Annotated in this window: 28 protein-coding genes and 1 tRNA gene; 20 read left to right on the plus strand and 9 right to left on the minus strand. The window is 63.6% G+C overall.

Going from position 1 to position 25,121, the window contains the following annotated elements:
* The 7 genes from XH91_RS15845 to XH91_RS15875 all read left to right on the plus strand — a co-directional run bounded on the left by XH91_RS15845 (position 1) and on the right by XH91_RS15875 (position 6,559).
* On the plus strand, positions 1-624 hold the full coding sequence (locus XH91_RS15845; protein ID WP_128951434.1) for a riboflavin synthase: 624 nt from the start codon (positions 1-3) through the stop codon (positions 622-624).
* A gap of 89 nt (positions 625-713) precedes the next feature.
* Entirely contained in the window at positions 714-1,205 is a 492-nt protein-coding gene (gene ribH, locus XH91_RS15850) for a 6,7-dimethyl-8-ribityllumazine synthase (protein WP_128951435.1), read from the plus strand.
* Between the two features lie 3 nt (positions 1,206-1,208).
* Positions 1,209-1,703: a transcription antitermination factor NusB gene (gene nusB / locus XH91_RS15855; protein WP_128951436.1), complete on the plus strand. Its 495-nt coding sequence runs from the start codon at positions 1,209-1,211 to the stop codon at positions 1,701-1,703.
* Positions 1,704-1,841: 138 nt separating this feature from the next.
* Positions 1,842-2,831: a thiamine-phosphate kinase gene (thiL, locus tag XH91_RS15860; RefSeq protein WP_128951437.1), complete on the plus strand. Its 990-nt coding sequence runs from the start codon at positions 1,842-1,844 to the stop codon at positions 2,829-2,831.
* A 102-nt stretch (positions 2,832-2,933) separates the two neighbouring features.
* Positions 2,934-3,539 carry a hypothetical protein gene (locus XH91_RS15865; RefSeq protein ID WP_128951438.1) on the plus strand — a complete coding sequence of 202 codons (606 nt, stop codon included), beginning with the start codon at positions 2,934-2,936 and terminating at the stop codon, positions 3,537-3,539.
* A 76-nt stretch (positions 3,540-3,615) separates the two neighbouring features.
* Entirely contained in the window at positions 3,616-4,224 is a 609-nt protein-coding gene (locus tag XH91_RS15870) for a hypothetical protein (protein ID WP_128951439.1), read from the plus strand.
* A gap of 214 nt (positions 4,225-4,438) precedes the next feature.
* Entirely contained in the window at positions 4,439-6,559 is a 2,121-nt protein-coding gene (locus tag XH91_RS15875) for a sodium-translocating pyrophosphatase (protein WP_128951440.1), read from the plus strand.
* Between the two features lie 233 nt (positions 6,560-6,792).
* Here XH91_RS15875 and XH91_RS15880 read toward each other — a convergent pair whose 3' ends face one another.
* On the minus strand, positions 6,793-7,806 hold the full coding sequence (locus XH91_RS15880) for a Bug family tripartite tricarboxylate transporter substrate binding protein (protein ID WP_128951441.1): 1,014 nt from the start codon (positions 7,804-7,806) through the stop codon (positions 6,793-6,795).
* Between the two features lie 131 nt (positions 7,807-7,937).
* Positions 7,938-8,423, minus strand: a complete 486-nt coding sequence (locus tag XH91_RS15885; RefSeq protein ID WP_164934012.1) for an outer membrane protein assembly factor BamE — start codon at positions 8,421-8,423, stop codon at positions 7,938-7,940.
* A 98-nt stretch (positions 8,424-8,521) separates the two neighbouring features.
* On the opposite strand from XH91_RS15885, the gene XH91_RS15890 reads away from it, so the two are divergent.
* The 7 genes from XH91_RS15890 (at position 8,522) to XH91_RS15920 (ending at position 13,263) form a co-directional block, all read left to right on the plus strand.
* Positions 8,522-9,076 carry a ubiquinol-cytochrome C chaperone family protein gene (locus XH91_RS15890; protein WP_128951443.1) on the plus strand — a complete coding sequence of 185 codons (555 nt, stop codon included), beginning with the start codon at positions 8,522-8,524 and terminating at the stop codon, positions 9,074-9,076.
* Positions 9,073-9,654: a YceD family protein gene (locus XH91_RS15895; protein ID WP_128951444.1), complete on the plus strand. Its 582-nt coding sequence runs from the start codon at positions 9,073-9,075 to the stop codon at positions 9,652-9,654. Before XH91_RS15890 ends, XH91_RS15895 begins: the two co-directional genes overlap by 4 nt.
* A gap of 298 nt (positions 9,655-9,952) precedes the next feature.
* A complete protein-coding gene (gene plsX / locus XH91_RS15900) occupies positions 9,953-11,014 on the plus strand; it encodes a phosphate acyltransferase PlsX (RefSeq protein ID WP_128951445.1) in 1,062 nt (353 codons plus the stop codon).
* On the plus strand, positions 11,011-11,991 hold the full coding sequence (locus XH91_RS15905; protein ID WP_128951446.1) for a beta-ketoacyl-ACP synthase III: 981 nt from the start codon (positions 11,011-11,013) through the stop codon (positions 11,989-11,991). The genes plsX and XH91_RS15905 overlap by 4 nt, the downstream gene beginning before the upstream one ends.
* A 134-nt stretch (positions 11,992-12,125) precedes the next feature.
* On the plus strand, positions 12,126-12,467 hold the full coding sequence (locus XH91_RS15910) for an integration host factor subunit alpha (RefSeq protein WP_206733146.1): 342 nt from the start codon (positions 12,126-12,128) through the stop codon (positions 12,465-12,467).
* A 27-nt stretch (positions 12,468-12,494) separates the two neighbouring features.
* On the plus strand, positions 12,495-13,073 hold the full coding sequence (locus XH91_RS15915; RefSeq protein ID WP_128951447.1) for a MerR family transcriptional regulator: 579 nt from the start codon (positions 12,495-12,497) through the stop codon (positions 13,071-13,073).
* Positions 13,074-13,185: 112 nt separating this feature from the next.
* Positions 13,186-13,263, plus strand: a tRNA-Pro gene (locus XH91_RS15920).
* Between the two features lie 96 nt (positions 13,264-13,359).
* Here XH91_RS15920 and XH91_RS15925 read toward each other — a convergent pair.
* Together XH91_RS15925 and XH91_RS15930 are read right to left on the minus strand one after the other, a co-directional pair.
* Positions 13,360-13,584, minus strand: coding sequence for a hypothetical protein (locus XH91_RS15925; protein WP_128951448.1), 225 nt, complete (start codon positions 13,582-13,584; stop codon positions 13,360-13,362).
* Positions 13,585-13,737: 153 nt separating this feature from the next.
* Entirely contained in the window at positions 13,738-14,283 is a 546-nt protein-coding gene (locus XH91_RS15930) for a TetR/AcrR family transcriptional regulator (RefSeq protein ID WP_245477337.1), read from the minus strand.
* A gap of 197 nt (positions 14,284-14,480) precedes the next feature.
* Between XH91_RS15930 and XH91_RS15935 the strand changes: the two genes are divergently transcribed.
* The gene (locus tag XH91_RS15935) at positions 14,481-15,455 is read left to right on the plus strand and encodes an alpha/beta hydrolase fold domain-containing protein (protein ID WP_164934014.1); all 975 of its coding nucleotides are present in this window, start codon (positions 14,481-14,483) and stop codon (positions 15,453-15,455) included.
* Positions 15,456-15,577: 122 nt separating this feature from the next.
* Here XH91_RS15935 and XH91_RS15940 read toward each other — a convergent pair whose 3' ends face one another.
* Positions 15,578-15,817: a hypothetical protein gene (locus XH91_RS15940; RefSeq protein WP_128951451.1), complete on the minus strand. Its 240-nt coding sequence runs from the start codon at positions 15,815-15,817 to the stop codon at positions 15,578-15,580.
* Positions 15,818-16,139: 322 nt separating this feature from the next.
* Here XH91_RS15940 and XH91_RS15945 point away from each other — a divergent pair, with 322 nt between their 5' ends.
* From XH91_RS15945 to XH91_RS15955, 3 genes are all read left to right on the plus strand, one after another.
* Positions 16,140-17,048, plus strand: coding sequence for a dihydrodipicolinate synthase family protein (locus XH91_RS15945; RefSeq protein ID WP_128951452.1), 909 nt, complete (start codon positions 16,140-16,142; stop codon positions 17,046-17,048).
* Between the two features lie 146 nt (positions 17,049-17,194).
* Complete coding sequence (locus XH91_RS15950; RefSeq protein ID WP_128951453.1) at positions 17,195-18,166, plus strand: SDR family oxidoreductase; 972 nt, start codon at positions 17,195-17,197, stop codon at positions 18,164-18,166.
* 273 nt (positions 18,167-18,439) lie between these two features.
* Positions 18,440-19,555, plus strand: coding sequence for an alpha/beta hydrolase family protein (locus XH91_RS15955; protein WP_128951454.1), 1,116 nt, complete (start codon positions 18,440-18,442; stop codon positions 19,553-19,555).
* A 26-nt stretch (positions 19,556-19,581) separates the two neighbouring features.
* On the opposite strand, the gene XH91_RS15960 is transcribed toward XH91_RS15955, so the two are convergent.
* Complete coding sequence (locus XH91_RS15960; RefSeq protein WP_164934015.1) at positions 19,582-20,088, minus strand: MarR family winged helix-turn-helix transcriptional regulator; 507 nt, start codon at positions 20,086-20,088, stop codon at positions 19,582-19,584.
* Between the two features lie 410 nt (positions 20,089-20,498).
* On the opposite strand from XH91_RS15960, the gene XH91_RS15965 reads away from it, so the two are divergent.
* Positions 20,499-21,986 carry a porin gene (locus tag XH91_RS15965; RefSeq protein ID WP_128951456.1) on the plus strand — a complete coding sequence of 496 codons (1,488 nt, stop codon included), beginning with the start codon at positions 20,499-20,501 and terminating at the stop codon, positions 21,984-21,986.
* A gap of 285 nt (positions 21,987-22,271) precedes the next feature.
* Here the strand turns inward: XH91_RS15965 and XH91_RS15970 are convergent, their stop codons facing one another.
* The 3 genes from XH91_RS15970 to XH91_RS15980 form a co-directional block, all read right to left on the minus strand.
* Positions 22,272-22,748 carry a GcrA family cell cycle regulator gene (locus XH91_RS15970; protein WP_164934016.1) on the minus strand — a complete coding sequence of 159 codons (477 nt, stop codon included), beginning with the start codon at positions 22,746-22,748 and terminating at the stop codon, positions 22,272-22,274.
* A gap of 74 nt (positions 22,749-22,822) precedes the next feature.
* The gene (locus XH91_RS15975; RefSeq protein ID WP_007603456.1) at positions 22,823-23,020 is read right to left on the minus strand and encodes a hypothetical protein; all 198 of its coding nucleotides are present in this window, start codon (positions 23,018-23,020) and stop codon (positions 22,823-22,825) included.
* 200 nt (positions 23,021-23,220) lie between these two features.
* A complete protein-coding gene (locus XH91_RS15980) occupies positions 23,221-24,162 on the minus strand; it encodes an acetamidase/formamidase family protein (RefSeq protein WP_128951458.1) in 942 nt (313 codons plus the stop codon).
* 191 nt (positions 24,163-24,353) lie between these two features.
* On the opposite strand from XH91_RS15980, the gene XH91_RS15985 reads away from it, so the two are divergent.
* Positions 24,354-25,121, plus strand: a complete 768-nt coding sequence (locus XH91_RS15985) for a YdcF family protein (RefSeq protein ID WP_128951459.1) — start codon at positions 24,354-24,356, stop codon at positions 25,119-25,121.

Consider the following 25,121-nt stretch of genomic DNA (forward strand, 5'->3'; position numbering starts at 1 on the left):
ATGTTCACCGGCATTGTCACCGACATCGGCGAGATCGTCAGCTTCACGCCTGTGGCGCAGGGGCAATTGCACCGGTTGCGCATCGCCTGCAGCTACGACCAGGCCACCATCGCCGACGGCGCCTCGATCGCGAGCAACGGCGTCTGCCTCACTGTGGTCGCCTCCGGCGTCGCCGATGGCAAGGATTCTAATCAAAAGACCTGGTACGATGTCGATGCCGCCGCCGAGACGCTGGCGCTGACGACGGCAAAGCACTGGAGGCTGGGCACCAGGCTCAATCTCGAGCGTGCGCTCAAGATCGGTGACGAGCTCGGCGGCCACATCGTCGCCGGCCATGCCGACGGCATCGCCACCATCGTCAGCCGCGAGGACCTGCCTGACATGGCGCGGTTCGAGCTCTCGACGACGCGCGAGCTGGCGCGTTTCATCGCAACCAAAGGTTCGATCACGCTCGATGGCGTCTCGCTCACGGTTAACACGGTGACGGACACCAGCTTTTCGGTGCTGATCATCCCGCATACGTTGACGGTGACCACGATCGGCGGCTGGAAGGCAGGCGCTGAAGTGAATATCGAGGTCGATTTGATGGCCCGCTACGCGGCGCGGCTGGCGGAAATGAAGTGACCGGCGAAGCCGGATTTGCGCTTTAAAACTTGGCTTACACGCCTGCGGCGACTACATAACGCGCCGACCCAGTAGAACGGATTTAGACGATGGCAGACGCGCGGCGCGCACCCCTGAAGGACCAGACCGACATTTCCGGCGCACGGGCGCTGATCGTCGAGGCGCGGTTCTATGATGATCTCCAGGACGCGCTTCTGGACGGCGCGGTCATCGAACTCAAGGCGGCCGGCCTGATCCATGACGTCATCACGGTTCCTGGCGCACTGGAGATCCCGGCCGCGGTTGCCATCGCAGTCGATGCGGCTGCGGCAAACGGCAAGCCCTACGACGCCGTGATTGCGCTCGGCTGCGTGATCCGCGGCGACACCATTCATTTCGAGATCGTCTCGCAGGAATCCTCGCGCGCGCTGATGGACCTTGCGGTTGCGCGAAAACTGCCGCTCGGCAATGGCATTCTCACCGTCAACACTGAGGACCAGGCTTGGGCACGGGCGCGTGCCAGCGAGCTCAACAAGGGCGGCGATGCCGCGCGCGCGGCGCTTGCAATGCTGCGCATCAAGCGCCGCCTGGCGCGGGCCTGAGCCATGGCTGAGATCAGGAAACCGGCCGCGCCCGCGGAGAAGAAAGCCAACCGGCGCGGTGCGGCGCGGCTCGCAGCCGTTCAGGCGCTGTACCAGATGGACATCGCCGGTGCCGGCATCAATGACATCTTTGCCGAGTTCGAAAGCCACTGGCTCGGCAACGAGGTCGAGGGTGACACCTATTTGCCGGCGGAAGCGGCATTCTTCCGCGACGTCGTCTCCGGCGTCGTGCGCGACCAGAAGAAGCTCGATCCGCTGATCGACGAGGCGCTATCGAAGGGCTGGCCCTTGAAGCGGATCGAGGCGATCCTGCGCGCGGTGCTGCGGGCAGGGGCCTATGAGCTGCAGCATCGCAAGGACGTGCCCGGCCGCGTCGTCGTGTCCGAATATGTCGATGTCGCCAATGCCTTCGTCGACCGCGAGGAGACCGGCATGGTCAATGCCGTGCTCGACCAGATCGGCCGCCAGTTTCGCGGCGACGAGTTCGGGCGGGTGTAGGTGCACATTCCGCTGTCATCACCCGCGAAGGCGGGTGATCTAGTACGCCGCGGCAGCGGTTATTGACATCGGGTGTCTCGGCGTACTGGATCGCCCGGTCAAGCCGGGCGATGACCGTGGAGTTTGGGGTTAGCGCCGATGACGAACGCACCGGAAACCTCGGCCGAAGACTCCCTCATCGCGCGCTATTTCAAGCCGTTGGCGACCGATCCCGGTGCACTTGCCCTGGTCGATGATGCCGCGATCCTGTCCTCGTCCGGCGAAGACATCGTCGTCACCACCGACGCGGTGGTCGAGGGCGTGCATTATCTTGCCACCGATCCCCCCGATACCGTCGCGCGCAAGGCGCTGCGGGTGAACCTGTCTGATCTTGCCGCCAAGGGCGCTTCACCTGCCGGATTCGTGCTGACCTTGGCGCTGCGCAGCAAGGAGGATGCCTGGCTGAGACCGTTCGCCGATGCACTCGGCGAGGACGCCAAGACCTTTGCGTGCCCGCTGCTCGGCGGCGATACGGTGTCGACGCCGGGACCGCAGATGATCTCGATCACGGCCTTCGGGCGCGTGCCGAAAGGGCGGATGGTTGGCCGCACCGGCGCAAGGCCGGGCGACCTCGTCTTTGTGACGGGCACGATCGGCGATGCCGCGCTGGGCCTCGATGTGCTGACGGGCGGTGCGGCCGCTGCCGCGGTGACCGACCCCGCTGCTCGGGGCTACCTGATCGATCGCTATCGCGTTCCACGGCCGCGCAATGCGCTGGCGAGCATCGTGCGCGACCATGCAAGCGCCGGCATGGACGTGTCGGATGGCCTGGCAGGCGATCTCGCCAAGCTCTGCGCTGCCTCGGGTGTCAGTGCGGTGATCAACGCGCACCATGTTCCCGCGTCACCGGCCGCCGCCATCGCAGTCCCCGTCGTCGGGCTCGAGAAGCTTGTGTCGGGTGGTGACGACTATGAGATCCTGTGCACGGTTCCGGAAGGACGCAGCGCTGCCTTCTCGCGACAGGCCGCGCTGGCCGGGGTCGAGGTCGCGGTGATCGGCACCATTATTTCCGGCCAGGGGGCGCCGCAATGGATCGACGCGCAGGGCCGCGAGGTTACGCTGTGGCGATTGTCCTATAGCCATTTCTAGGCCCTGACAGACCCGTGGTTCGCCGGGATGCGCGGGCTGGCTCTCCGATTTCCGGCGACGTCAGGGTAATATCGGCAATCGCAACGGACGGGCTTGATTCGGATGACAGCAGCTTCAACGGCCGGCACGCTGCAGATTGTTCCCGGCAGGGAATGCGGAAGCTGCTCGCTGTGCTGCAAGGTCTACGACATTGCCGAGATTGGGAAGGCCGCGGGCAAATGGTGCGGGCAATGCAAGCCCGGCCGCGGCTGCAAGATCCACGACAATCTGCCGACCCAGTGCGCCGAGTTTAACTGCCTCTGGCGCACCGACGCGGCGATGCCGGCGCAGTGGAAGCCCGACCAGGCGAAGATGGTGGCCTCCATTCAGCCGATCACCCGGAACATCCAGATCCAGGTCGATCCCGGCTTGCCGTCGGCGTGGAGCCGACAGCCCTATCACGATCACCTGCGGCAGTGGGCCAAGAAGAACATGCCGAAGGGCATTTACGTCGTGGTCTTCGTTAATGACCAGGCGACGCTGGTGCTGCCGGACCAGGACGTGCCACTCGGCCCTCTGACGCCCGAGCAGACCATAGCGGTTCGCCTGGAGCCCGGTCCGAACGGCGGCGTCTATGAGATCAAGGTCTCGACGACGCGGACCATGCCGGACGGCCAAACGATCGAGGTCGGATCCACGTCCCGCTATCCCGTGAGGTCGGCGGCTTAAGGCCAGCCTTTCGCAATCCCCGCGAAAGCCTGCGGATTTATCAGCGCCGGCAGGTGGGCAGCTGGTGGGTGTTCGGATGACGACGGTCGGTTCGGCGGCGGGCGAGGCTTCGATTGCCCAGGAGCGCGCGTGCGGAAGCTGTACGCTCTGTTGCAAGGTCTACAACGTGGTCGCGTTCGGCAAGCCCGCCGGCGCGTGGTGCTCACATTGCGAGCCCACCTTGGGCTGCGCGATCCACGACAGCAGGCCAGGCGAGTGCGCGGTGTTCGATTGTCTCTGGAAAACCATGCCGGCGCTGCCCATGCACTGGAAGCCCGATCAGGCGAAAATGGTGTTGACGGTGCATCCAACGACCAACAACATCCAGGTCGTGGTCGATCCCGACCTGCCATCGGCCTGGACGCGGCAGCCTTATCACAGCCAGTTGCGCGTGCTGGCGAAGAGCAACATGGCCAAAGGCCATCTCGTGATCGTGTTCGTTGGCGAGCAGGCGACGTTGATCCTGCCTGATCAGGACGTGCCGCTCGGTATCCTCACGCTCGACCGGGTCGTTTCGGTGGCGCTGGAGCCGGGCCCCGGTGGTGCCGCCTACGAGGTCAAGATCTACGCCAGGCGCGCAACGACCGGCGGCCAGACCTTGGAATTAGCATCAGCCTCCCGTCATCCCGTGAGATCGGCGGCCTGAGGAACCGCAGGCGCTCGGGATTAGGTCTAAATACCTGCCGAGATCGGCTTTTTCGCACCTATCTGGCGTTGCACCCTCAATTTGATTTTGGCAAGCTTGTGGCCGACTAAAGCCGCCTGCGGGCGGCTTTGTTCAAAATCAAGGCGCCGCACCGCACGACGGACAACAAAAGGCGCCGGGGGTACGTAGATCAAGGATCTGAGGCAAAAATCACATGACAGCATTATGGTTGATAGTGCTCTGCGGAGTGCTTTCCGTCGCCTACGCGATTTGGGCGACGTCTTCGGTGTTGAGTGCGGATGCGGGGTCGCCGCGCATGCAGGAGATCGCGGGAGCTGTGCGTGAAGGCGCACAGGCTTATCTCCGGCGCCAGTACACCACGATCGGCATCGTCGGCATCGTCATCTTCGTGCTGCTTGCCTATTTCCTCGGCCTTTATGTCGCGATCGGTTTCGCCATCGGCGCCATCCTGTCGGGAGCCGCCGGCTTCATCGGCATGAACGTGTCGGTCCGCGCCAATGTGCGCACCGCCCAGGCCGCGACGACGTCGCTCGCCGGTGGCCTCGAGCTCGCGTTCAAGGCGGGTGCGATCACCGGCATGCTGGTAGCGGGTCTCGCGCTGTTAGGGGTGACGCTCTACTTCGCGTTCCTGGTTCACTCGCTGAACCTCGCGCCCGATAGCCGCACCGTGGTCGACGCCATGGTGGCGCTCGGCTTCGGCGCCTCGCTGATCTCGATCTTCGCCCGTCTCGGCGGCGGCATCTTCACCAAGGGTGCGGATGTCGGCGGCGATCTCGTCGGCAAGGTCGAGGCGGGCATTCCCGAGGATGATCCGCGCAACCCCGCCACCATCGCCGACAACGTCGGTGACAATGTCGGCGACTGCGCCGGCATGGCGGCCGACCTGTTCGAGACCTATGCGGTGACCGCGGTCGCCACCATGGTGCTGGCGGCGATCTTCTTCGCCAAGACGCCAATCCTCGCCAACATGATGACGCTGCCGCTCGCCATTGGCGGCATCTGCATCATCACCTCGATCATCGGCACGTTCTTCGTCAAGCTCGGGCCGAGCCAGTCGATCATGGGCGCGCTCTACAAGGGCCTGATCGCAACCGGCGTGCTGTCGCTGATCGGCATTGCCGTGGTGATCTATTATCTGATCGGCTTCGGCAAGCTCGAGGGCGTCGATTATACCGGCATGGCGCTGTTCGAGTGCGGCGTGGTCGGCCTCGTCGTCACCGCGCTGATCATCTGGATCACCGAGTACTACACCGGCACGGACTATCGCCCGGTGAAGTCGATCGCCCAGGCCTCGGTTACCGGTCACGGCACCAACGTGATCCAGGGCCTCGCCGTTTCGATGGAGGCGACCGCCCTGCCTGCGATCGTCATCATCGCCGGTATCCTGGTCACCTACAGCCTGGCCGGCCTGTTCGGCATCGCGATCGCGACCGCCACCATGCTGGCGCTGGCCGGCATGGTCGTCGCGCTCGACGCCTTCGGACCGGTGACTGACAACGCCGGTGGCATCGCCGAGATGGCGGGCCTGCCCAAGGAGGTGCGCAAATCGACCGACGCGCTCGACGCGGTCGGCAACACCACCAAGGCGGTGACCAAGGGCTACGCGATCGGCTCCGCCGGTCTCGGCGCCCTGGTGCTGTTCGCGGCCTACAACCAGGACCTCAAGTTCTTCGTTGGGGACAGCGCGAACCACGCTTATTTCGCCGGCGTCAATCCGGACTTCTCGCTGAACAACCCTTATGTGGTGGTGGGCCTCCTGTTTGGCGGCTTGCTGCCGTATCTGTTCGGCGCGATGGGCATGACCGCGGTCGGCCGTGCAGCCGGCGCGATCGTCGAGGAGGTGCGGCGCCAGTTCCGCGAGAAGCCGGGCATCATGCAGGGCACCGACAAGCCTGACTACGGCAAGGCGGTCGACCTGCTGACGCGCGCGGCGATCAAGGAGATGATCATCCCCTCGCTGCTTCCGGTGCTGTCGCCGATCGTTGTCTACTTCGTGATCTACGCGATCGCGGGCGGCGGCGTCGCCGGCAAGTCGGCGGCGTTCTCGGCCGTCGGCGCCATGCTGCTCGGCGTGATCGTGACGGGCCTGTTCGTCGCGATCTCGATGACCTCGGGCGGCGGCGCCTGGGACAATGCCAAGAAGTACATCGAGGACGGCCACTTCGGCGGCAAGGGCTCCGATGCCCACAAATCCGCGGTGACAGGCGACACCGTCGGCGATCCCTACAAGGACACCGCGGGCCCCGCGGTGAACCCGATGATCAAGATCACCAACATCGTGGCCTTGCTGCTGCTGGCGATCCTGGCGCACTGAGCGTCACAGACGATGCAGGACAAACCCCGCGGCGTGAGCCGCGGGGTTTTTGTTTGACGGACGCTCGCAATGACGCGATCTGCATACGTAGGGTGGATTAGCGAAGCGTGATCCACCATGGTTCGTTTCCGCAGAGGCAGAAGAGGTGGGTTACGCCTTGCTAACAGCGCTTCGCGCAGTCGCAGGGCTAACCGACCCTACGAAGCTGGCGCTCAGCAACCACGACAGCGCCATCACTGCACGTCCATCTGCAACCCTTCCTTCTGGATGATGCCGGCGAACTTCTTGGTCTCGGCATCCACGAAATCCGCGAATTGCTGCGGCGTGCCGTAGTCGGCGCGGGCGCCCATGGCGGTGATCTGCTTCTTGATGTCGTCGCGCGCCAGCATCGCCTTGACCTGGAGATTGAGCGCCTCGAGCACGGGCGCGGGGACGCCCTTTGGCAGGAACACCGAGAACCAGGACGACACGTCGAAATTGGCAAGCTCGGGTGCGCTCTCGCGCATGGTCGGCAGATCAGGTGCGAGCTCGCTGCGCTCGGTGGTGGTGACGCAGAGGCCGTTGAGCGTGCCGTTCTGCACCTGCGGCAGGCTCGGATAGAGATTGTCGAACAGGACCTGGATGTCGCCGGCGAGCGCGGCCTGGAGCGCAGGGCCGGCGCCGCGGAACGGGATGTGCGTCATCTTCAGGCCGGTGAGCTGGAGGAACCAGGCGCCGGTGAGGTGAGGGCTCTGGCCGACGCCCGACGAGGCGTAGCTGAGCTTGTCGGGATTGGCCTTCAGATAGGCGATCAGCTCGGCGACCGACTTGATGCCTGTCTTTGGATGCGCCGACACGATGTTCGGGATCCGGATCATGTTGGAGACAGGCTGGAGCTGGTCAGGCTTGTAGGTGAGGTTCTTGAAGATGCTGTAGGCGATCGCGTTCGGACCGGGATTGCCGATCAGGATGGTGTGGCCGTCGGCCTTGGAGCGAACCACCTCGGCCGTTCCGATCGTGCCGCCGCCGCCCGAGCGGTTTTCGACGACTGCGGTCTGGCCCCAGGCGGATTGGAGATGAGCGGCGAGCAATCGGCCCATCACATCGGTCGAGCCGCCGGCTGCGGCGGGCACGATGATGCGGACGTTCTCCGTCGGCTTCCAATCGGCAAGGCTCGATCGCGGCAGGATCGCTGCGGCCGTCAGGCCAGCGGCACCGGTGAGCACGCCGCGGCGGGACAACAATCTCGTCGGAAGCTTGTTGGGCACGAATCCACTCCCTGCTTTTTATTTTGCAGGGAGCGTAGGGAACCCGATGCACAACGGCAAGTCGCCGGCGAGGATGCGCGTCGTGCGAAGAGCGTCACGACGCCGCAGGCAGAGAGTGTGAGCTCACGATCTCAGTTGAAGCTGAGCAGCTTGAACAGCGGCGCGAGGTAGCTCATCTCCTGACCCGACGTCGGCGTGGTGCGGCTGATGGAGTCGAAGATCTTGCCGTCCTGAAGGCCGTAATTCGCAAGCCGGCGCACGCGCCGGTTCTTGTCGAAATAGATCGCGATCACGCGCTGATCGACCACCTTCTGGTTCATGAAGGCGACCGGGCGCTCCGAGCGCTGCGAGATGTAATAGAACACCTCGCCGTCCAGCGTCGCGACGGTGGAGGGCGTGCCCATCACGATCAGCACCTGATCCTGGCTCGCGCCGATCGGAATCTGCTCGAGCGCGCCCGGCGGCAGGATATAGCCCTTCTGGAATTGCTCGCCGGTGCAGCCTGCAAGCGCGGCGCCAACCAGCGTCACGGCCGCGAGCATGCGCAGGCCACGCCAGCGTGCATAGAGGCTGCGCCGCGGAGTTGCGCGCAGGCTGGTCTGGTTCGTTGTCGTCATAGCGGAACTGATTCCGTCCCCTTGCGTCGCGCGAGGCGCTGAAGTACCGGGCTGGGCGTCTTTATGCAACTCGCGCGCGCCCGCTTGCGGAAACCACAATGCTTTGGCCGTTCAATCACTTCAGGAAACCCCGGCTAGCCCTGGCCGGCACCATTGAAGCCATCTATGGCATGATCGTGACGCAGGCGCGAGAACCCAAATTTTACCGGGACTTGGGCGTGCCTGACACGGTTAATGGCCGTTTCGACCTGTTGCTGCTGCACCTGTGGCTGTTGCTGCGGCGGCTGCGGACTGTCGCCCAGGGCGGTGCGGAGCTGTCGCAGGGCCTGTTCGACCGCTTCTGCGAGGACATGGACGACAATCTGCGCGAGATGGGCGTGGGCGACCAGACCGTCCCGAAGCGGATGCGGGCCTTCGGCGAGGCATTTTACGGCCGCGTCCAGGCCTACGACCAGGCGATCGCGGCGGGCACCGAGGCGCTGGCGCAGGCGATCTGCAAGAATATCTTGAATGGCGCAGGGCTGGATCAGGCGCGGCGGCTCGCCGCCTACGCGATAGCGGCTGACGCCGACCTCGGCCAGGCCGGCGATGCCGCCCTGTTGCAGGGCTCCTTCAGGTTTCCCGCGCCGCTTCGGGAGGATGAGACATCATGAACAGATCGATCACCGGGGCCGGGCCGGATCCCTGGCGTTCACCCGTCATGGTGGCGCAAATTCCCGATACCGGGCTTCATCGTGAACTCGAAGCCTCGGAGGCCGAGCGTCGGGCCATGGCCGATCTTGCGGGCGTGCGCGACATTCCCTCGGCTCATGCCGATTTCGACGTCGAGCCGAAGAGCGGCGGCCGGGTCCAGGTCACGGGCCGGGTCCGGGCCCGGGTCGGCCAGACCTGCGTGGTCACGCTCGATCCGATCGAGAGCGAGATCGACGAGGAGGTCGATCTGACTTTTGCGCCGGAGGCCGAGGCGCGGCGGCTGGAGGACCTGATCGAGGAAGGGCAGGACGACGAGGAGCCGCCGCAGGTCGCCGATCCGCCCGAGGCGATCGTCAACGGAATCATCGACCTCGGTCGCATCGCGACCGATGCGCTGTTCCTGGCGATCGATCCTTATCCCCGCAAGCCAGGTGCCGTGTTCGAGGCGGAGGTCACCGCACCCGATCCCGAGGACCATCCGTTCGCGGCGCTCAAGGCGCTTCAGGACAACCAGCAGGGCAAGAAGAAAGGCAAATAGCTGGGCATTCCCCCGTAAGAGCGCTGTCCTGTGTGGTGTGAGCTGCTTGCCGGACCGGTTTGAAAGGCTGGCTTATCCATCTGATTATTATGATATTTCTGTGGATTTGAGGGGCGGGCGGCAGATCGTCCTTAGTCCAAAAGGCTGGGGGCAAGAGGTTGTTTCAGGATAGCAAAACGCTATTGTCGCGCCCCGGTCAGGGTGCGGCGTGGCGCTTGGCCGGTCGCCATGTCCATGGCGTACCCATTTTGCGGCCGGCTCGTTCAAGACCGCACCAGACCAGGTTTCCGGGACTTCTATGCCAAGCAAGGTTCGCATCGCGCTGGACGCCATGGGGGGCGATGACGGCGCTGCCGTGGTTATTCCAGGCGCAGCCATTTCGCTCGCGAGGCATCGGGACACCGAATTCCTGCTGGTCGGGGACCGCGCCCGGATCGAGCCCGAGCTCGACCGGCACCCCGAGTTGAAGTCCGTTTCGAGGATCGTCCATACGGACGTCGCCGTCAGCGGCTCGGACAAGCCGAGCCAGGCCCTGCGGCGCGGCCGCAAGACCTCGTCGATGTGGCTCGCGATCGATGCGGTCAAGAAGGGGGAGGCCGATGTCGCGGTCTCCGCCGGTAATACCGGCGCGCTGATGGCGATGGCCCGGTTCCACCTGCGCACGCTGCGCGGCATCGACCGCCCGGCCATTTCAGCGATTTGGCCGACCCAGCGCGGCCAGTCCGTCGTGCTCGATCTCGGCGCCACGATCGGCGGCGATGCGCGCCATCTGGTTGCGCTCGCGGTGATGGGCGCAGCCATGGTGAGCGTGGTGTTCGACAAGAAGCGCCCCACGGTCGGCCTGCTCAATATCGGCACCGAGGAGATCAAGGGGCACGAGGAGATCCGCGAGGCCGGCGAGATCCTGCGCGCGATGAACCTGCCGGAACTCGAATATATCGGCTTCGTCGAGGGTGACGGCATCGGCAAGGGCGTGGCCGACGTGATCGTGACCGAGGGCTACAGCGGCAACATCGCGCTCAAGGCCGCCGAAGGAACCGCCCGCCAGATGGCGGAATTACTCCGCAACGAGATTCAGCGGAGCTGGCTGTCCAAGCTTGGCTATCTCTTTGCCCGCAATGCCTTCCAGGCCCTGCGCGACAAGATGGACCCGAACAAGTCGAATGGCGGCGTGCTGCTGGGTCTCAACGGACTGGTGGTCAAGAGCCACGGCGGAATCAACGCCGAAGGCTTTGCCTATGCGATCGATGTTGGCTATGAGATGGCTCACTACGATCTCCTGAACAAGATCAATCAGATGCTCAACCGCGAGGGTGGTGCACTCAATTCCGTGCAGACCGCGCAGGAGGCTGTTTCGTGACTCAAATTCGTTCGGTCGTGCTGGGCTGCGGCTCTTATTTGCCGGAGCAGGTGGTGACCAACGCCCAGTTGGCAGCGCGTATCGACACGTCCGACGAGTGGATCGTGCAGCGCACCGGCATTCGCGAACGGCACATTGCCGCCGAGGGAGAATTCACCTCGCATCTGGCGATCAAGGCGGCGCAGGCCGCGCTCGCGGATGCCGGCATGGACGCGCAGTCGATCGAACTGATCGTGCTCGCGACCTCGACGCCCGATAACACCTTCCCAGCAACCGCGGTCGCCGTGCAGCACGCGCTCGGCATCAATCATGGCGCGGCGTTCGATCTTCAGGCGGTGTGCTCGGGCTTCGTGTTCGCGCTCGCGACGGCCGACAATTTCCTGCGTACCGGCGCCTACAAGCGTGCGCTGGTGATTGGCGCCGAGACCTTCTCGCGCATCCTCGACTGGAATGATCGTGGTACCTGCGTGCTGTTCGGCGACGGCGCCGGCGCGGTCGTGCTCGAGGCGCAGGAACAGCCGGGCAAGGCTGCCACCGACCGTGGCGTGGTGACGACGCATCTGCGCTCGGACGGCCGGCACAAAGCAAAGCTGTTCGTCGACGGCGGGCCGTCCTCGACCCAGACGGTCGGTCACCTGCGCATGGAGGGTCGAGAGGTTTTCAAGCATGCGGTCGGCATGATCACCGACGTGATCGTCGACGCCTTCCAGGCGACAGGGCTCAATGCCGACAGCATCGACTGGTTCGTGCCGCACCAGGCCAACAAGCGAATCATCGACGCCTCCGCCCACAAGCTCCATATCGCTCCGGAGAAGGTGGTGCTGACCGTGGACCGCCACGGCAACACCTCGGCGGCCTCGATACCGCTGGCGCTATCGGTGGCGCGCAAGGACGGGCGCATCAAGCGCGGCGACATGGTTCTCCTGGAAGCCATGGGCGGCGGCTTCACCTGGGGCTCCGCGCTGGTGCGCTGGTAAAGCCACATCAGCTAAAAATTTGCCGGAATTTGCGCCTGATATCGATGCTTCTGCATTGATGAACGGTGTTGACCGCCGTATCGTAAGTTCATAATTTCAGACAACAATTGTTCGCCGTGATGTGGGGCAGGGCGATGACCGATCAAAGTAAAACCGTAACGCGTGTGGATCTCTGCGAGGCCGTCTACCAGAAGGTGGGACTGTCGCGGACGGAATCGTCTGCGTTCGTGGAACTCGTGCTGAAGGAGATCACCGATTGCCTCGAGAAGGGCGAGACGGTGAAGCTGTCCTCGTTCGGCTCCTTCATGGTCCGCAAGAAGGGCCAGCGCATCGGTCGCAATCCGAAGACCGGCACCGAGGTGCCGATTTCGCCGCGACGGGTGATGGTATTCAAGCCATCGGCGATCCTGAAGCAGCGGATCAACGGCCAGCACCGTGCCAATGGCGATGCCAGCAAGGCGCAACCCGAGGCGTAATCCGCCTGTCGGAAAAGGATTGGGCATTTGGACAAGGCGCCGGATGCGTTCCGAACCATCAGCGAAGTAGCGCAGGAACTCGACATTCCGCAGCACGTGCTGCGGTTCTGGGAGACCCGCTTCTCCCAGATCAAGCCGATGAAGCGCAGCGGCGGCCGTCGCTATTACCGCCCCGACGATGTCGACCTGCTCAAGGGCATCCGCCGGCTGCTCTACGGCGAGGGCTACACCATCCGCGGGGTGCAGCGGATCCTGAAGGAGCATGGCGTCAAATCGGTGCAGGGCCTGGCCGATGGCGCAGCCGCAGTCTCGTTCGGGGCGATCGAGGATGCCATCGGCGCGAGCCTGATGGAGCCGGACGACGAGCCGCCCATCAAGGGCATCACGGATGCCGACGATGACGACTATCAGGGCGACGAGGAGGAAGGCATCGACTTCCGCTTCACCGAGGTCGACGACGAGGACATCCTCACCACCTTCCGCAAAGGTGGCGCGCCCGCCGCGCCGGCCGGTCCCAGCGCGCTGGACCGGGAACGGCTGGGACGGGCGCTTGCCGATCTGGTCGCCTGCCGGGACATGCTGGACCAGGCGCTGAAGGACGGCTGACGGCGCTTTTCCTTTGGCTATGCGGGCAGTTCCGGACGGCTTTGGGCGAACACACCAAAATGGTGCGGCTCGCCTTGCGTAAAGCGTCGATCCTAGCTAATGGAACGACGTTCGGAGCGTGGCGCAGCCCGGTTAGCGCACTAGTCTGGGAGACTAGGGGTCGGAGGTTCAAATCCTCTCGCTCCGACCATTTTCTTCAGAGAAGGTCTGATGCTTGCGCGATCGCCGATCGGCAAGTGATCCGCGGTATTTGTCAGTGGCTGGCGCTCAGCAACCGGTCGGGCGGTCACTGCTGCTCCGCGCCGGCTTTACTGCGAGTCCAAATCGGGACGGCAAAGGCAAGTTGATACTGTCCCATCGTGTCCACGAACGAGGCTTGCGCGCTCTGCAGGCGTTTGGTCAGCCCGGCGACATTCAGGTCCAGGGTTGCATCGGCGGCTAAAAGCGACATCGAGACGCACGCAATTGTCCCCGCGATGCCGATAGCCTTCCATTCTCGTGATTGAGTCATCTTACTTGCTCATGTATTTACTGTCCTTTCGGAATTCAACCCCTCCACTGCACGGCGCGCGCACGCGTTGTTGAACTGCGACGGTTCGGTCACGCCGTGGCGCGTGTCGTCCTGGCCGCTCGCGAATCGATTGCGGCTTCTGCCGGCCGCCAACTATTTCAAAAAGCCCACCACCATCCGCGTCGTCTCATCGACCAGCGTTTGCACCATCTTGTCCGGCGGCATCTCGGCCTGGTTCAGCACGATGTTATGCGCGACGGCTTCGATGGCGCTGACGCAGATGAAGGTCGCGACATCGAGGTCGATCCTGCGCATCTCCTTGCGGCGGCTGTCGAGATAGGCGCGCACGAGGGTGTGGACCTCGCGGTTGAAGGCTTCGACGTCGAGCTTGCCCGCGCGCGGAATCTGCTCGGCAAGCACGCGGTGCAGTTCGGGGTTGATGCGGTGCGCTGCGACCGCGACGGTGACGAGGCGGCGCACGGCTTTCTCGATTGGCAAATCGGCGACCTCGATGAGCGTCGCGCGGACCAGCCCCATGATCTCCTCGTTGTGACGATCGATCACGGCGGCGACGAGCGCCTCCTTGCTCGGGAAATATTGATACAGCGAGCCGACGCTGACGCCGGCGACCTCGGCGATCCGGTTGGTGCTCGTCTTCTCAAAACCGTCCTTGACCAGAATGCGAGCGGTTGCCTCCACCAACGCGTCGACGGTGGCGCGCGATCGCTCCTGCGAGGCTTTTTTCCGGGGTGTTGTAGGTGGTTTGCGGGCCACGACCTTGTGATCTGAACGCGAGTAGGAAAAGCGAGTGAATGCTCGCATTATATCGGCAAGCGGCGGCTGGTCAGCAAGTCTCTTTGTCGCCGCCGTCGGATGAGCCAGATGGGGATGTGGCCATGAGCGTTGCCAGGATCGTATCCGCCCTGCAGTTTTGCCCGGTCGGTTGCGTGTTCAGTCCGCCGGCCCGGCGCGATCCCGCGCCGAGCCTGCAAAGTCGCTTGTTCAATTTGCTGCTCCGGCAACTTCCGTACAAGCAGCAGCTCGCCTCCGCCGAAGCCGTGCAGGCACATGTGCAGAAGCTCGCGCTGGAGCCTGCAACGTTCGAGCCGACGGGTTTGGGGCGGGGCGTCGAGGCGACGCTGACCAAGATGGGCGGATGGCCGGTTTATTACACCGCGCCGTCGTCGGGCCATGAGGGCTGCAACTTCGTCATGTTCCTGCATGGCGGCGGCTACATCAACGAGATCGTGCCGGCGCATTGGCGCTTTGTCGGCGAGATGACGCGCAAGGCAGGCGTCGTCTGCGTCGTGCCGATCTACCCGCTGGCGCCGCGCGCCACCGCGAAGGATGTCGTGCCTGCGACGGCCGAGCTGTTGCGGATGCTGCTGGAGGACGCCGGGCCGGCAAAGGTCACGGTGGTCGGCAATTCGGCGGGCGCGGGTCTTGCGCTTGCGGCGTGCCAATGGCTGCGCGACCGCGGCCACCGCCAGCCGAACCGGCTGATGCTGATCTCGCCTGGAGCCGACGCGTCTGTCAGCCGCCCCGAGCAAGCGGAGATCGCCGCGCACGATCCGATCCAGGACATTCCTGGCATCATCGAGGCCGGGCGGCTCTATGCCGGTGAGCTCGATGTCGGCCATCCCTTCGTCAGCCCGCTCAACGGCGCATTCCGATCGCTCGCGCCGATGACGATTTTTTCGGGCACGCGCGATCTGCTCTACCCTGATAGCGTCGATATCGCCGCGCGAGCACGCGCCGCCGGCGTGCCGGTCGAGTTGCATCTGTGGCGCGACCAGCCGCACAATTACGCGCTGATGCCGACGCCGGAGGGCCGGCGGGCGCGTGCGATGATTTTGGGGGCGGTGGCTTAAAGAAAGAGCGTGACTGGTGTCACGCTGCGCGCAGCCTCGCGAGCGCTTGCGCCGGTGGTGCCCGCACGAAGGCTGATGCGGCCCCCGGGGCGTCTCCTCGATGTCAATAGTTTTGCGGGGCCTTAGGCGTGTCCCTTGATCTCGTAATGGCCCGGCACGCATTTGTAGCGCTCGAGGCGCCAATTGGCGTGATAGAGCGGATGCTCGTCCATCCATTTTGCGAGCGGAGCCTGCGCACCGACTGCACATGCCATCATCGACATGTCGGGCGTCATGTTGCTGTCGGTCACGATTTCCTCGACACAGCTGCCCGAAGCAGCAGCGCCGAGCCGGCAGAGCACGGCAACGACGGTTATGAACATTCCAGTCACCTCATCGGTAGTTTCGACCACGAGGAGGATGCAAGCCGAGTGCCACAGCCTGTGTCGAAAACGACACGCTGGCTGGGCCTGCTCGCCCCAGTGCCCCATTTGACGATTCGGATTGTAAAAAAATTGCCCCTAAACCGAAGCCGGACAAATACGGGAACCGCAAGAGAATCGCCCCGTAGGAATGCTGGATTTCAGGGGCAGCGCCGCGCCGCCAGCGCTTCTCACGACCCGCGCAGCCGATAGGCTCACGTATCGTGGACACCCGCCGAAAGAGCAGGGCGCCACGAGGTTTTTGGAAACGCGAGGGCAGACCATGAAGGCACGACCGACCGGCGTGATTCCGCCGATGACGACACCGTTCCGGAAAGATGGCGAGATCGACACCAAGCAAGTGGCGCCCCAGGTCGACTGGATGATCGGCGCCGGCGCGCATGGCGTCGCGGCCGGGGGCTCGACCGGCGAGGGGCACACGCTCGACCATGAGGAGTATCGCGACCTGATGGACGCGACGGTTGAGGCGGTGAAAGGCCGCATTCCCGTCATCGCCGGCATCATCGTCGATTCCACCCGCGATGCGATCCGCCGCGGCAAGCTTGTGCGGGACATGAATGTCGCAGCGCTCCAGGTCACGCCGGTGCACTATCTGTTCAAGCCGGATGACGAGGCGATGGTGGCGCATTTTCGCGCCATGGCGGATGAAACCGGCATGCCCATCATCATCTACAATGTGGTGCCGTGGTCCTACCTGTCGCCGGCGCTGCTGACGCGGATCATGACCGAGGTGCCGCTGGTGGTCGGCGTCAAGCAGAGCGCGGGCGATCTCAAGCTGTTTGCGGATCTCATGATGATGGCGCCGGACAAGCTGATCTACAGCGCGGTCGATGCGCTGATGTATCCGTCCTACACGCTCGGAGCCCACGGCTCGATCGCCGCGATCCTGACCGCTGCGCCGCATGCCTCCGTGGCGTTGTGGAATGCGGTGAGGGCGGGGGACCATCCGCGTGCGCTCGAGCTGCACAAGAAGCTGCTGACATTGTGGAACGCGATCATTGCGGACAATCTGCCGGCCTGCACGCGCTACGCGCAGACGCTGCAGGGCCTGCCCAGGACCTATCCGCGTGCGCCGATGCCGGAGGCCTCACCCGCGCAGCAAGCGGTGATCCGCAAGGCGCTGGAAGCGCTCGGCGCGCTGGACGGGCGGCAGATCGAGGCGGCTGAATAGTCCGCGCGCCGAAATAACCAATGTCGAGACACAGCGCCGATCCGCTTTTACCTGCGGATGCGGCGCTGCTACATTTTGCGCGCGCCGCAGGCGCGGCGCGCCAACGACGAAGAAACAGTCCGACGAGGGGAGGGGCCGAAAGTCCCATGAAGGAATTTGCTGGAAAGATCGCTGTCATCACCGGTGGCGGCACGGGCATGGGACGGGAGCTCGCGCGGCAGCTCGTGGCCGAGGGCTGCAACGTCGCGATGTGCGACGTCTCGGAAGCCGCGATGGCCGAGACCAAGCGGCTGTGCGAGGCCGAGAAGCTGCCGCAGGGCCTGCGCGTGACGACCCATGTCGCCGACGTCTCGATCGAGGATCATCTCAAGCGTTTTCGCGATGAGCTCGCCGAGCAGCAGGAGACGGACAAGATCCATCTGCTGTTCAACAATGCCGGCATCGGCGGTGGCGGCAGCCTGTTCACCAACACGCGCGAGCAGTGGGAGCGCACCTTCAACATCTGCTGGGGCGGCGTCTATCTCGGCGTCCGCACCTTCCTGCCGATGCTGGTTGCGGCGGACGAGGCCCACATCATCAACACCGCCAGCGTCAACGGCTTCTGGGCTTCGATCGGCATGGGCCAGGCGCACACCGCCTACAGCTCGGCGAAATTCGCGGTGAAGGGATTCACCGAAGCGCTGATCAACGATCTTCGCCTGCACGCCCCGCATGTCAAATGCTCGGTTGTGATGCCCGGCCATGTCGGCACCTCGATCGTCTCCAATTCGCGCAAGGTACAGAGCGGCGACGGGTCGGAGCGGCTCAGCGCCGAGGAGGTCGCGCTGACCCGCAAACGCATGATCGCGGCCGGGGTGCCAGATGCTGACAAAATGTCGGACGAGGACATCCAGTCGGTGTTCGTCGAGCGCGCCCGCAGCTTCCTCGAGGATGCACCGACGACCGCGGCACAAGCGGCCAAGATCATCCTGGATGGCGTCAAGTCAGAGCGGTGGCGCATTCTTGTGGGGGATGACGCAAAGCGTCTCGACGAACGCGTACGCGCGACGCCCGAGCAGGCCTATGACCGCGCGTTCTACGAAAGCTTTACCCAGGAGGTCGGCTGGCGGCTTGGCTGACTCTCGGTCGCGGAGATCATCAGTAAAGCAGCGTAAGTAGGTATGATCATCGTCATCGCAAGGGGCGCGCAAACATTTTACTCAGGTATTTGCGGCCGTCCCTTGCCTATCTTTACAGGCCCATGACGAAACGGAATGTTACGCATGCAACGATATTCCCGCGTTCAAGCGATGGTGATCTCGAGCGGGTCTCATTCGGCGCAGCGCTGCTTGGTCGGTGAACTAAAATAGTTTAGTGAATCAGGAGTAATGCCACGATAGAGCGTCGCTCCGATGATACCCGCATGCCTCTCCGACGACTTCATCCTCTGCCCGGAGAGAGAGGATATCTCCGCTGAGTTCACCCGGCTGCTGACCGCGGCACAAGAGGGTGGCGCTACCATCGCCGAATGCCTGATGATCGCGCGGCAGCTCAAGCGCGGCGACGAACAGTCCTGGCATCGCGAGTGGAAGAAGCTGGCCCAGGCCAACAGGCATCGGGCCGAGGCGGCATTCGCCGAGGGCCACATGGTCACCGCGCAGCGCAATTGGCTGCGTGCGATGAACTATTACGGTGCGGCCGCGATGCCGCTCGATCCTGCAGACGAGCGCCGCTGGGTCGCGGTGCTCGCGATGCAGGAATGCGCCCGCCGTTTCCTTAACGCACGCCGGCCTGCCGGCGAGGTCGTGACAATCCCCTGGGTCGAAGGGCATTCGCTGCAGGGCTATTTCCTGCCTGCGCCCGCGACGAACGGTCGCGCTCCGACCGTGATCTGCATCGGCGAGCCCGGACAACGCAAGGAGGAGTTCCTGGTCAAGCTTGCGCCGCATGCGCGCGAGCGCGGATTCTCGATGCTGGCGCTCGATCTGCTCGGGGACGAGCGCGACGATTACGTGGACGTGTTGCTGCAGCGTCGGGATATCGAGAGTTCGATTGCCAGCGCCATGGATTACCTGGAGCTGCGCGGCGATGTCGATTTCGATCGCGTGGCGATCGTGGCCGACGGGTGGGGCTCTTCGTTCGTTGCGCGCGCCGTATTGCAGGAGCCGCGGTTTGCCGCGGCGGTCTGCGATGGTGGTCTGTGGGATCTGCACGAGCGGTCGTTCTTCGCCAGCCGCTTTGCCATGACGGATCTCAGCATCGTCCCGGTGCCGCATGCGCCGCTGATGGCTTCGAGTGCCGAATGCCCGGTGCTGATCACGCTCGGCGAGGACGGTTGGCTCGAGGCCGACCGGGCGCAACAGATCGTGCAGAAATCCCGGCTCGGCAGTTCCGACATCGTGTTGAAAGTGTTCACCGCAGCGGAGACTGGCGCGGCTCAGGCGCATGCCGACAATCCGAGCCTTGCCAACGAATACATCTTCGACTGGCTCGAATCCCATCTCGGCGCCGCCGGCAAGCGAATCTGAACGCGGCCTTCGAGCCGACAGGAGCCTCAGAAGTCCAGTGAGATCCTGATGCAGGCTTTCTCGAGCCGGCTCTTCAGCGTTGCGAGCTTGGCAGTGAACTCGGTCAGCTCGTTCTCGTCGAACTCCTGGAAGACGAATTCACGAATCGTCTTGTACTGCTCGTTGAGGCTCGCGATGTGCTTCTGCGTCTTCTCGACCAGCGACAGCCGTACCACGCGGGCATCGGTCGGCGAGGGGCGGCGGCGCAAGAGGCCCTTCTTCTCCAGCAGCTTGGACTGGGTGGTGACGAAGGATGGGTCGACGTGAAGCAGCTTGGAGACCACGTTGATGGGCACGCCATCGTCCTTGTCGAGGTCGGAAATCGCCATCAGGATCAGCCATTGCGGTCCGCTGATGCCGAGCGTCCTGGCCCAGAACTGACGCAGCTCCTCCAGGTACATGTTGATCGAGGATATCTCCCAGGTAAATCGCCTGATGATATCGAGATTGCCGGCGGAGCGGAGGCGCGCCCCTTCTTTCCTCGTCGCTGACACAGCGTCACTCCCGCAAGCTGATTCATTCTCGTCAGTTTTCGCGGCGGGCATAGTCCACGCAACTCAGCCCTGACGCAAGTGCAGAGCAGGGTAATTGTGTCACGGAAATTACAAATATGAGCCGGTCAGCATTTTCGCCCAGATCCGGTGTTGCGCCGCGGACACAGGGATAGTGAAACCACAAAGCTGATCTAATAAACTATTTTGATTAACGGAATGGCGCAGGCATATTGATCCATGACGGTGGGGGGTTCTCGATCGTCCCGTTGCAGGTGGTTCGCTCACGTCCCTCGCGTCTCAAGCGGGTGCGTCCGAAAGCGCGAAGCGGCCGAGCGGATTTGATGAAGAGACGGGGATCTGGGGGGCCTCACGGTCCGATCTCCGTAAAATGAGCAACTTGGAGGTTTTAAATGAAAATGGTGAAGAGCCTTTTGCTCGGCACTGCGGCGGGTCTGATCGCCGTCGGTGGAGCTCAGGCGGCTGATCTTCCGCTCAAGGCCAAGGCAGTCGAATACGTGAAGATCTGCTCGCTGTACGGTGCGGGTTTCTACTACATGCCTGGCACCGACACCTGCATCAAGCTGGGTGGCTACCTGCGCGCTGACATGATTCTCGGCGGCGCCGGCGACTACGGTTTCAACAACAGCACGACCAGCGCGAACGGCGGGTCAAACAACCGTCTGACCAACTACTATTACAGCCGCGCCCGTTTCGATTTCAACGTCGACACCCGCACGGCGACCGAATACGGCGTTGTTCGCACCTACGCCGACTTGGTCTTCACCTACGACTCGACCAATGCTACCGGCAGCAACCCGTCGGCCATCTCGACCAGTGCCGGATCGCTTGGTATCTACCACGCGTTCATCCAGTTTGCCGGCTTTACCTTCGGCCGCACGGTCTCGATCTTCGATGCCCCGTGGCAGAGCTATCCGGCTGGCGGTCCCGATACCATCCCGGGCGGATCCAACCACGTCAACGGCGTCAACCAGGTTTCCTACACGGCTGACTTTGGCCAGGGCATCACCGCTTCGGTGGCATTGCAGGACGAGACGTCCGCGAACAATGGCCAGTCGAACCTCTGGAACGTGTCGTCGGGTACGGCTGCTCAGTTCGTCACGGGCGTCTACGGCGCCAACGATTGGGGTGGCACACGTTCTCCCGACATCGTCGGTGCGGTTCGTGTCGACCAGGCCTGGGGCCTGGCCCAGTTGTCGGTTGTCGGGCATGACCTCCATGCCGGCTACTACGGCGCAACCGAACTCAGCGGCCATCCCGCCGACAAGTGGGGCTGGGCTGTGCAGGGCGCGTTGTCGATCAAGAATATCCCGACCGGTGCGGGCGACGCGATCAACCTGCAGGCCGTCTATACGGACGGTGCAACGCGCTATAATTTCCAGAGCCTGTTCCCGCAGAGCTTCTTCATGTTCAGCGGCAGCGGCAACGGCGCGTATCAGAGCACCGGCTTTGCCGGTCTTGCTGACGGCGTCTTTGGAACCGCTACCGGCATCGATACCGTCAAGACCTGGGGCGTCCGTGGCGGCTATACCCACAACTGGAGCCCGAACTGGGCGAGCGCCGTCTATGGTGGTTATGGTTCGCTGAGCTACGGCTCGACGGGCAAGACCCTGATCTGCGCCAACTTCGCGACGATCGCCGTGGCGGGTTCGACCTGTAACCCGGACTTCAACTTCTCGGTCCTCGGTGTCAACACGGTGTGGACTCCGGTCAAGAACCTGGCGTTCACTGCTGACGTGAGCTGGTCCCGTCTGGACCAGAAGTACTCCGGCAGCATCACGAGCCCGGGCATTGCCAGCGCTGCGAAGCCGGCAGCCGTGTATGAGCTGAAGGACCAGGACTCGGTGACCATGATGCTGCGCGCTCAGCGCAACTTCTGATCAGCGATCGTATCAACCGCTGCTTCGAGAACCCGGCGGGCAACCGCCGGGTTTTTCTTGATAGGAGACTGATTATGAAAATCGGAAAATCTTCTCCGCGGCCGACGAAGACGAGCTATGCGATTCGACCGCAATCAATCTTATTTACTTACCTGAGTTGATCAGCTATATAGCTGCCAGCCGGTTTCGAAAGTCACGGCTCTTAGCTTCACGCTAAGCCTCCAGAAACCTCCGGTAGTGCCCTGCCGGAGGTTTTTCGTTGCGGAGAAAGGCACGAGGCGCGCGTCAGCCGCGCATGAGGCGCGCGCGGGAGTTCGGCCGGTAGGCGAGGCGGCTGTGGCCGGTGCAATAAGGCTGGCCCTCGTGCGCGGCATTGCCGCAGAAGAAGAAGTCCTCGGCGCCGGGGGTCGAGATCGGCCAGCGACAGCTGTTCTCGTCGAGCTCCATCAGTGAGCAGCGATTTGCATCGTCGATCGGCCCGGTCACCACCGTCGTGTCGGCTTCGCCGTAGATCGTGGCGAACATCTCAAATTGCAGGCGAGGCACTGCCTTTGGCGGGCGCGGGGCGGAAGCCCTGTCCTGCAGCCTGCGCTCGTCGACGGTGCGGCCGCGCGTGAGATTGAGACGGGACAGCTTGCCGATCACGGCGTTGCGGCTGACGCCGATGTCGGCGGCGATCTCGCGGCAGGACAGGCCGGCTTCGAAGTGTTGCTTCAGCAGTTCAATTCGTTCGTTGGTCCAGGTCGGAGAGAGAACAGGCATTTGTAACGGTCCCAGGTTGCGACATCTGGCCATCAGCAGCTCGAGGACCCGTCCGCTTCACGCCGGTCGCGCGCTCACGTCCTGCCATTGTCGCGAATCGACAAAAGCCCGTCCTTGATGGCGAGACGGATGCCTTCCTCGATCAAGGTACGTGCGACGCCGGGAACGCTGGTGCCGTGGGTGCCCTGTCTCACCAGTTTTTCCAGATAGGTGATGGTCGAGAGCGCCAAGGTTACGGGAATACGGTCAGTCTCGGCTTTTTCGGTGGCCATGGCCCGAACGCTAGCCTCTTACTCAGGTACATAAAAGTAACGATTAAGACTCTATTTAGGTTCGGGGGTGGAAGTCAAATCCGAGCTTTATCGGTGACGCAGCGCATTGGAATCGCTCAGAAAAATTGACGCGTACCGGCGCACCGCGCGGATCGCCTGATGGCGCGTGGTGTCAGCGGTCCGGAGGTCGTCGCCGGGGCTCAGCCGTGCACGATGGCCTTTTCGATCATGCAATGGATGCCCTTGGAGCCGTTGACGGTCTGGGTCACCCGCAGATCGGCCGCGAGGCTGCACAGCGTATAGGCATCTTCGCGCGAGAGGTTTCGCGTTTCACCGAGCAGCGCGATCATGTCGCGCAGCGCGCGTACCGCGCACTGGTCGAGATCGGGATCCATCGCCATGGTGATGTAGTGCGTTGAAGTCTCCGCGCGGGGATAGGTGAATCGCAAATCCTTGCGCAGCGTCAGCCGGAAGCGGCCCGTGAGCGCGGTCTCGATCGCGGTGACGCAGACCTCGCCGTCGCCCTGCACACCATGGCCGTCGCCGCAGGAGAACATCGCGCCCGGAACGAACACAGGCAGATAGAGCGTTGCGCCGGCGCCGAGCTCCTTGTTGTCGAGATTGCCGCCCATGGCGCGCGGGACGAGCGAGGAGATGCGGCCCCAACTCGCGGGCGGTGAGACGCCCATCACGCCGAAAAACGGCTTCAGGGGCAGGTCGAGCCCCCAGGGCATGCGGCCGACCATCCGCGCCCGGTCCAGTGGGATGTTGAGCAGCCGCGTCTCGTGGAAATCGTCGGGCAGGGTGCCGGCCAGCGGCTTGATCAGATTCCAGCCCCAATCCTGCCGAAGCTGGACGTCAAGGATGTCGACCTGGAGGATGTCGCCGGGTTCGGCGCCGTCGACGGCGATCGGCCCGGTGAGGATGTGACCTGGCACCATCCGATCGGATTTCGCATGCACCTCGGACATCTCAGGCGGAACGTGAAACCGGCTGCGGTCAGGGATCACTTCGGGGCCGCCGCTGATGGTGTCGATTGTGACCTCGTCTCCGCTTGCGACGGTGAGGACAGGCTTGAGCCTGGCTTCGAAGAAGCCCCAATGGCAGGTTTCGGCGCTCGCATGCAGGTGGTGATGGGTCATTCGCGGTGTCCAGTCGTTTTCATCCGAAAGCGCTCGAGAACTTGCAATGGCCGGGCTTGACCCGGCAATCGATCCTCTTTCAAGAAGATTTCTGAAGACAGGCGGGCGGGTCAAGCCCGCGTGTCACCGTTACGATCATTTCGGCGAGGTTTCTCCTGTTCTTCGTTCTTTCCAAGACGCTTGGTGCCGCGGTGCTGCCGCTCAATCTCCTGGTCGAGCTCGGGATCATCTCGGTCGTGCTGATGGCAACGCGCTTTGCCAGGTTCGGCCGGAAGCTGGCCGTGACCACGCTGGTTCTGCTCGCGCTTGCCGCATTTTCGCCGCTCGGCAATCTCTTGCTCTATCCGCTGGAATCGCGTTTTCCGCCGTGGGATCCGTCGCGCGGCGCGCCCGACGGCATCATCGTGCTTGGCGGCTCCGTCGATACCGATCTGTCGGCGGCGCACCACACGCCGGTGGTCTTGCATGCGGCCGATCGCCTGTTGGCGTCGGCCGAGCTTGCGCGCCGCTATCCGAATGCGCGTATCGTCTTCACGGGAGGGTCGGCCAACCTGGTCTCCACCGACGCCAGAGAGGCCGACTATTCGGTGCCGATCCTGGAAAGCATCGGCATCCCGAAAGAGCGCCTGGTCGTGGAGCGGGACTCGCGCAACACTTACGAGAACGCGATCTTCACCAAGCGTCTGGTTTCACCGAAGCCCGGCGAGCGCTGGTTGCTCATCACTTCGGCCTATCACATGCCGCGTTCGATGGGCATTTTCCGCAGGGCCGGATTCGACGTCGAGGCTTATCCCGTCGACTGGCGGATGGGCGGGCGCGACGATCTGTTTTCCTTCACCAATGTGAGCGCGGACGGCCTCGGCCGCACCGACGTGGCGGTGCGCGAGTGGATCGGGCTGCTTGCTTACCGGCTCAGGGGTAGGACCAGCGAGTTGCTTCCGGGACCTGCCAAGGACTAG

The organism is Bradyrhizobium guangzhouense (genome assembly GCF_004114955.1).
In the GTDB taxonomy this organism is placed as follows: domain Bacteria; phylum Pseudomonadota; class Alphaproteobacteria; order Rhizobiales; family Xanthobacteraceae; genus Bradyrhizobium; species Bradyrhizobium guangzhouense.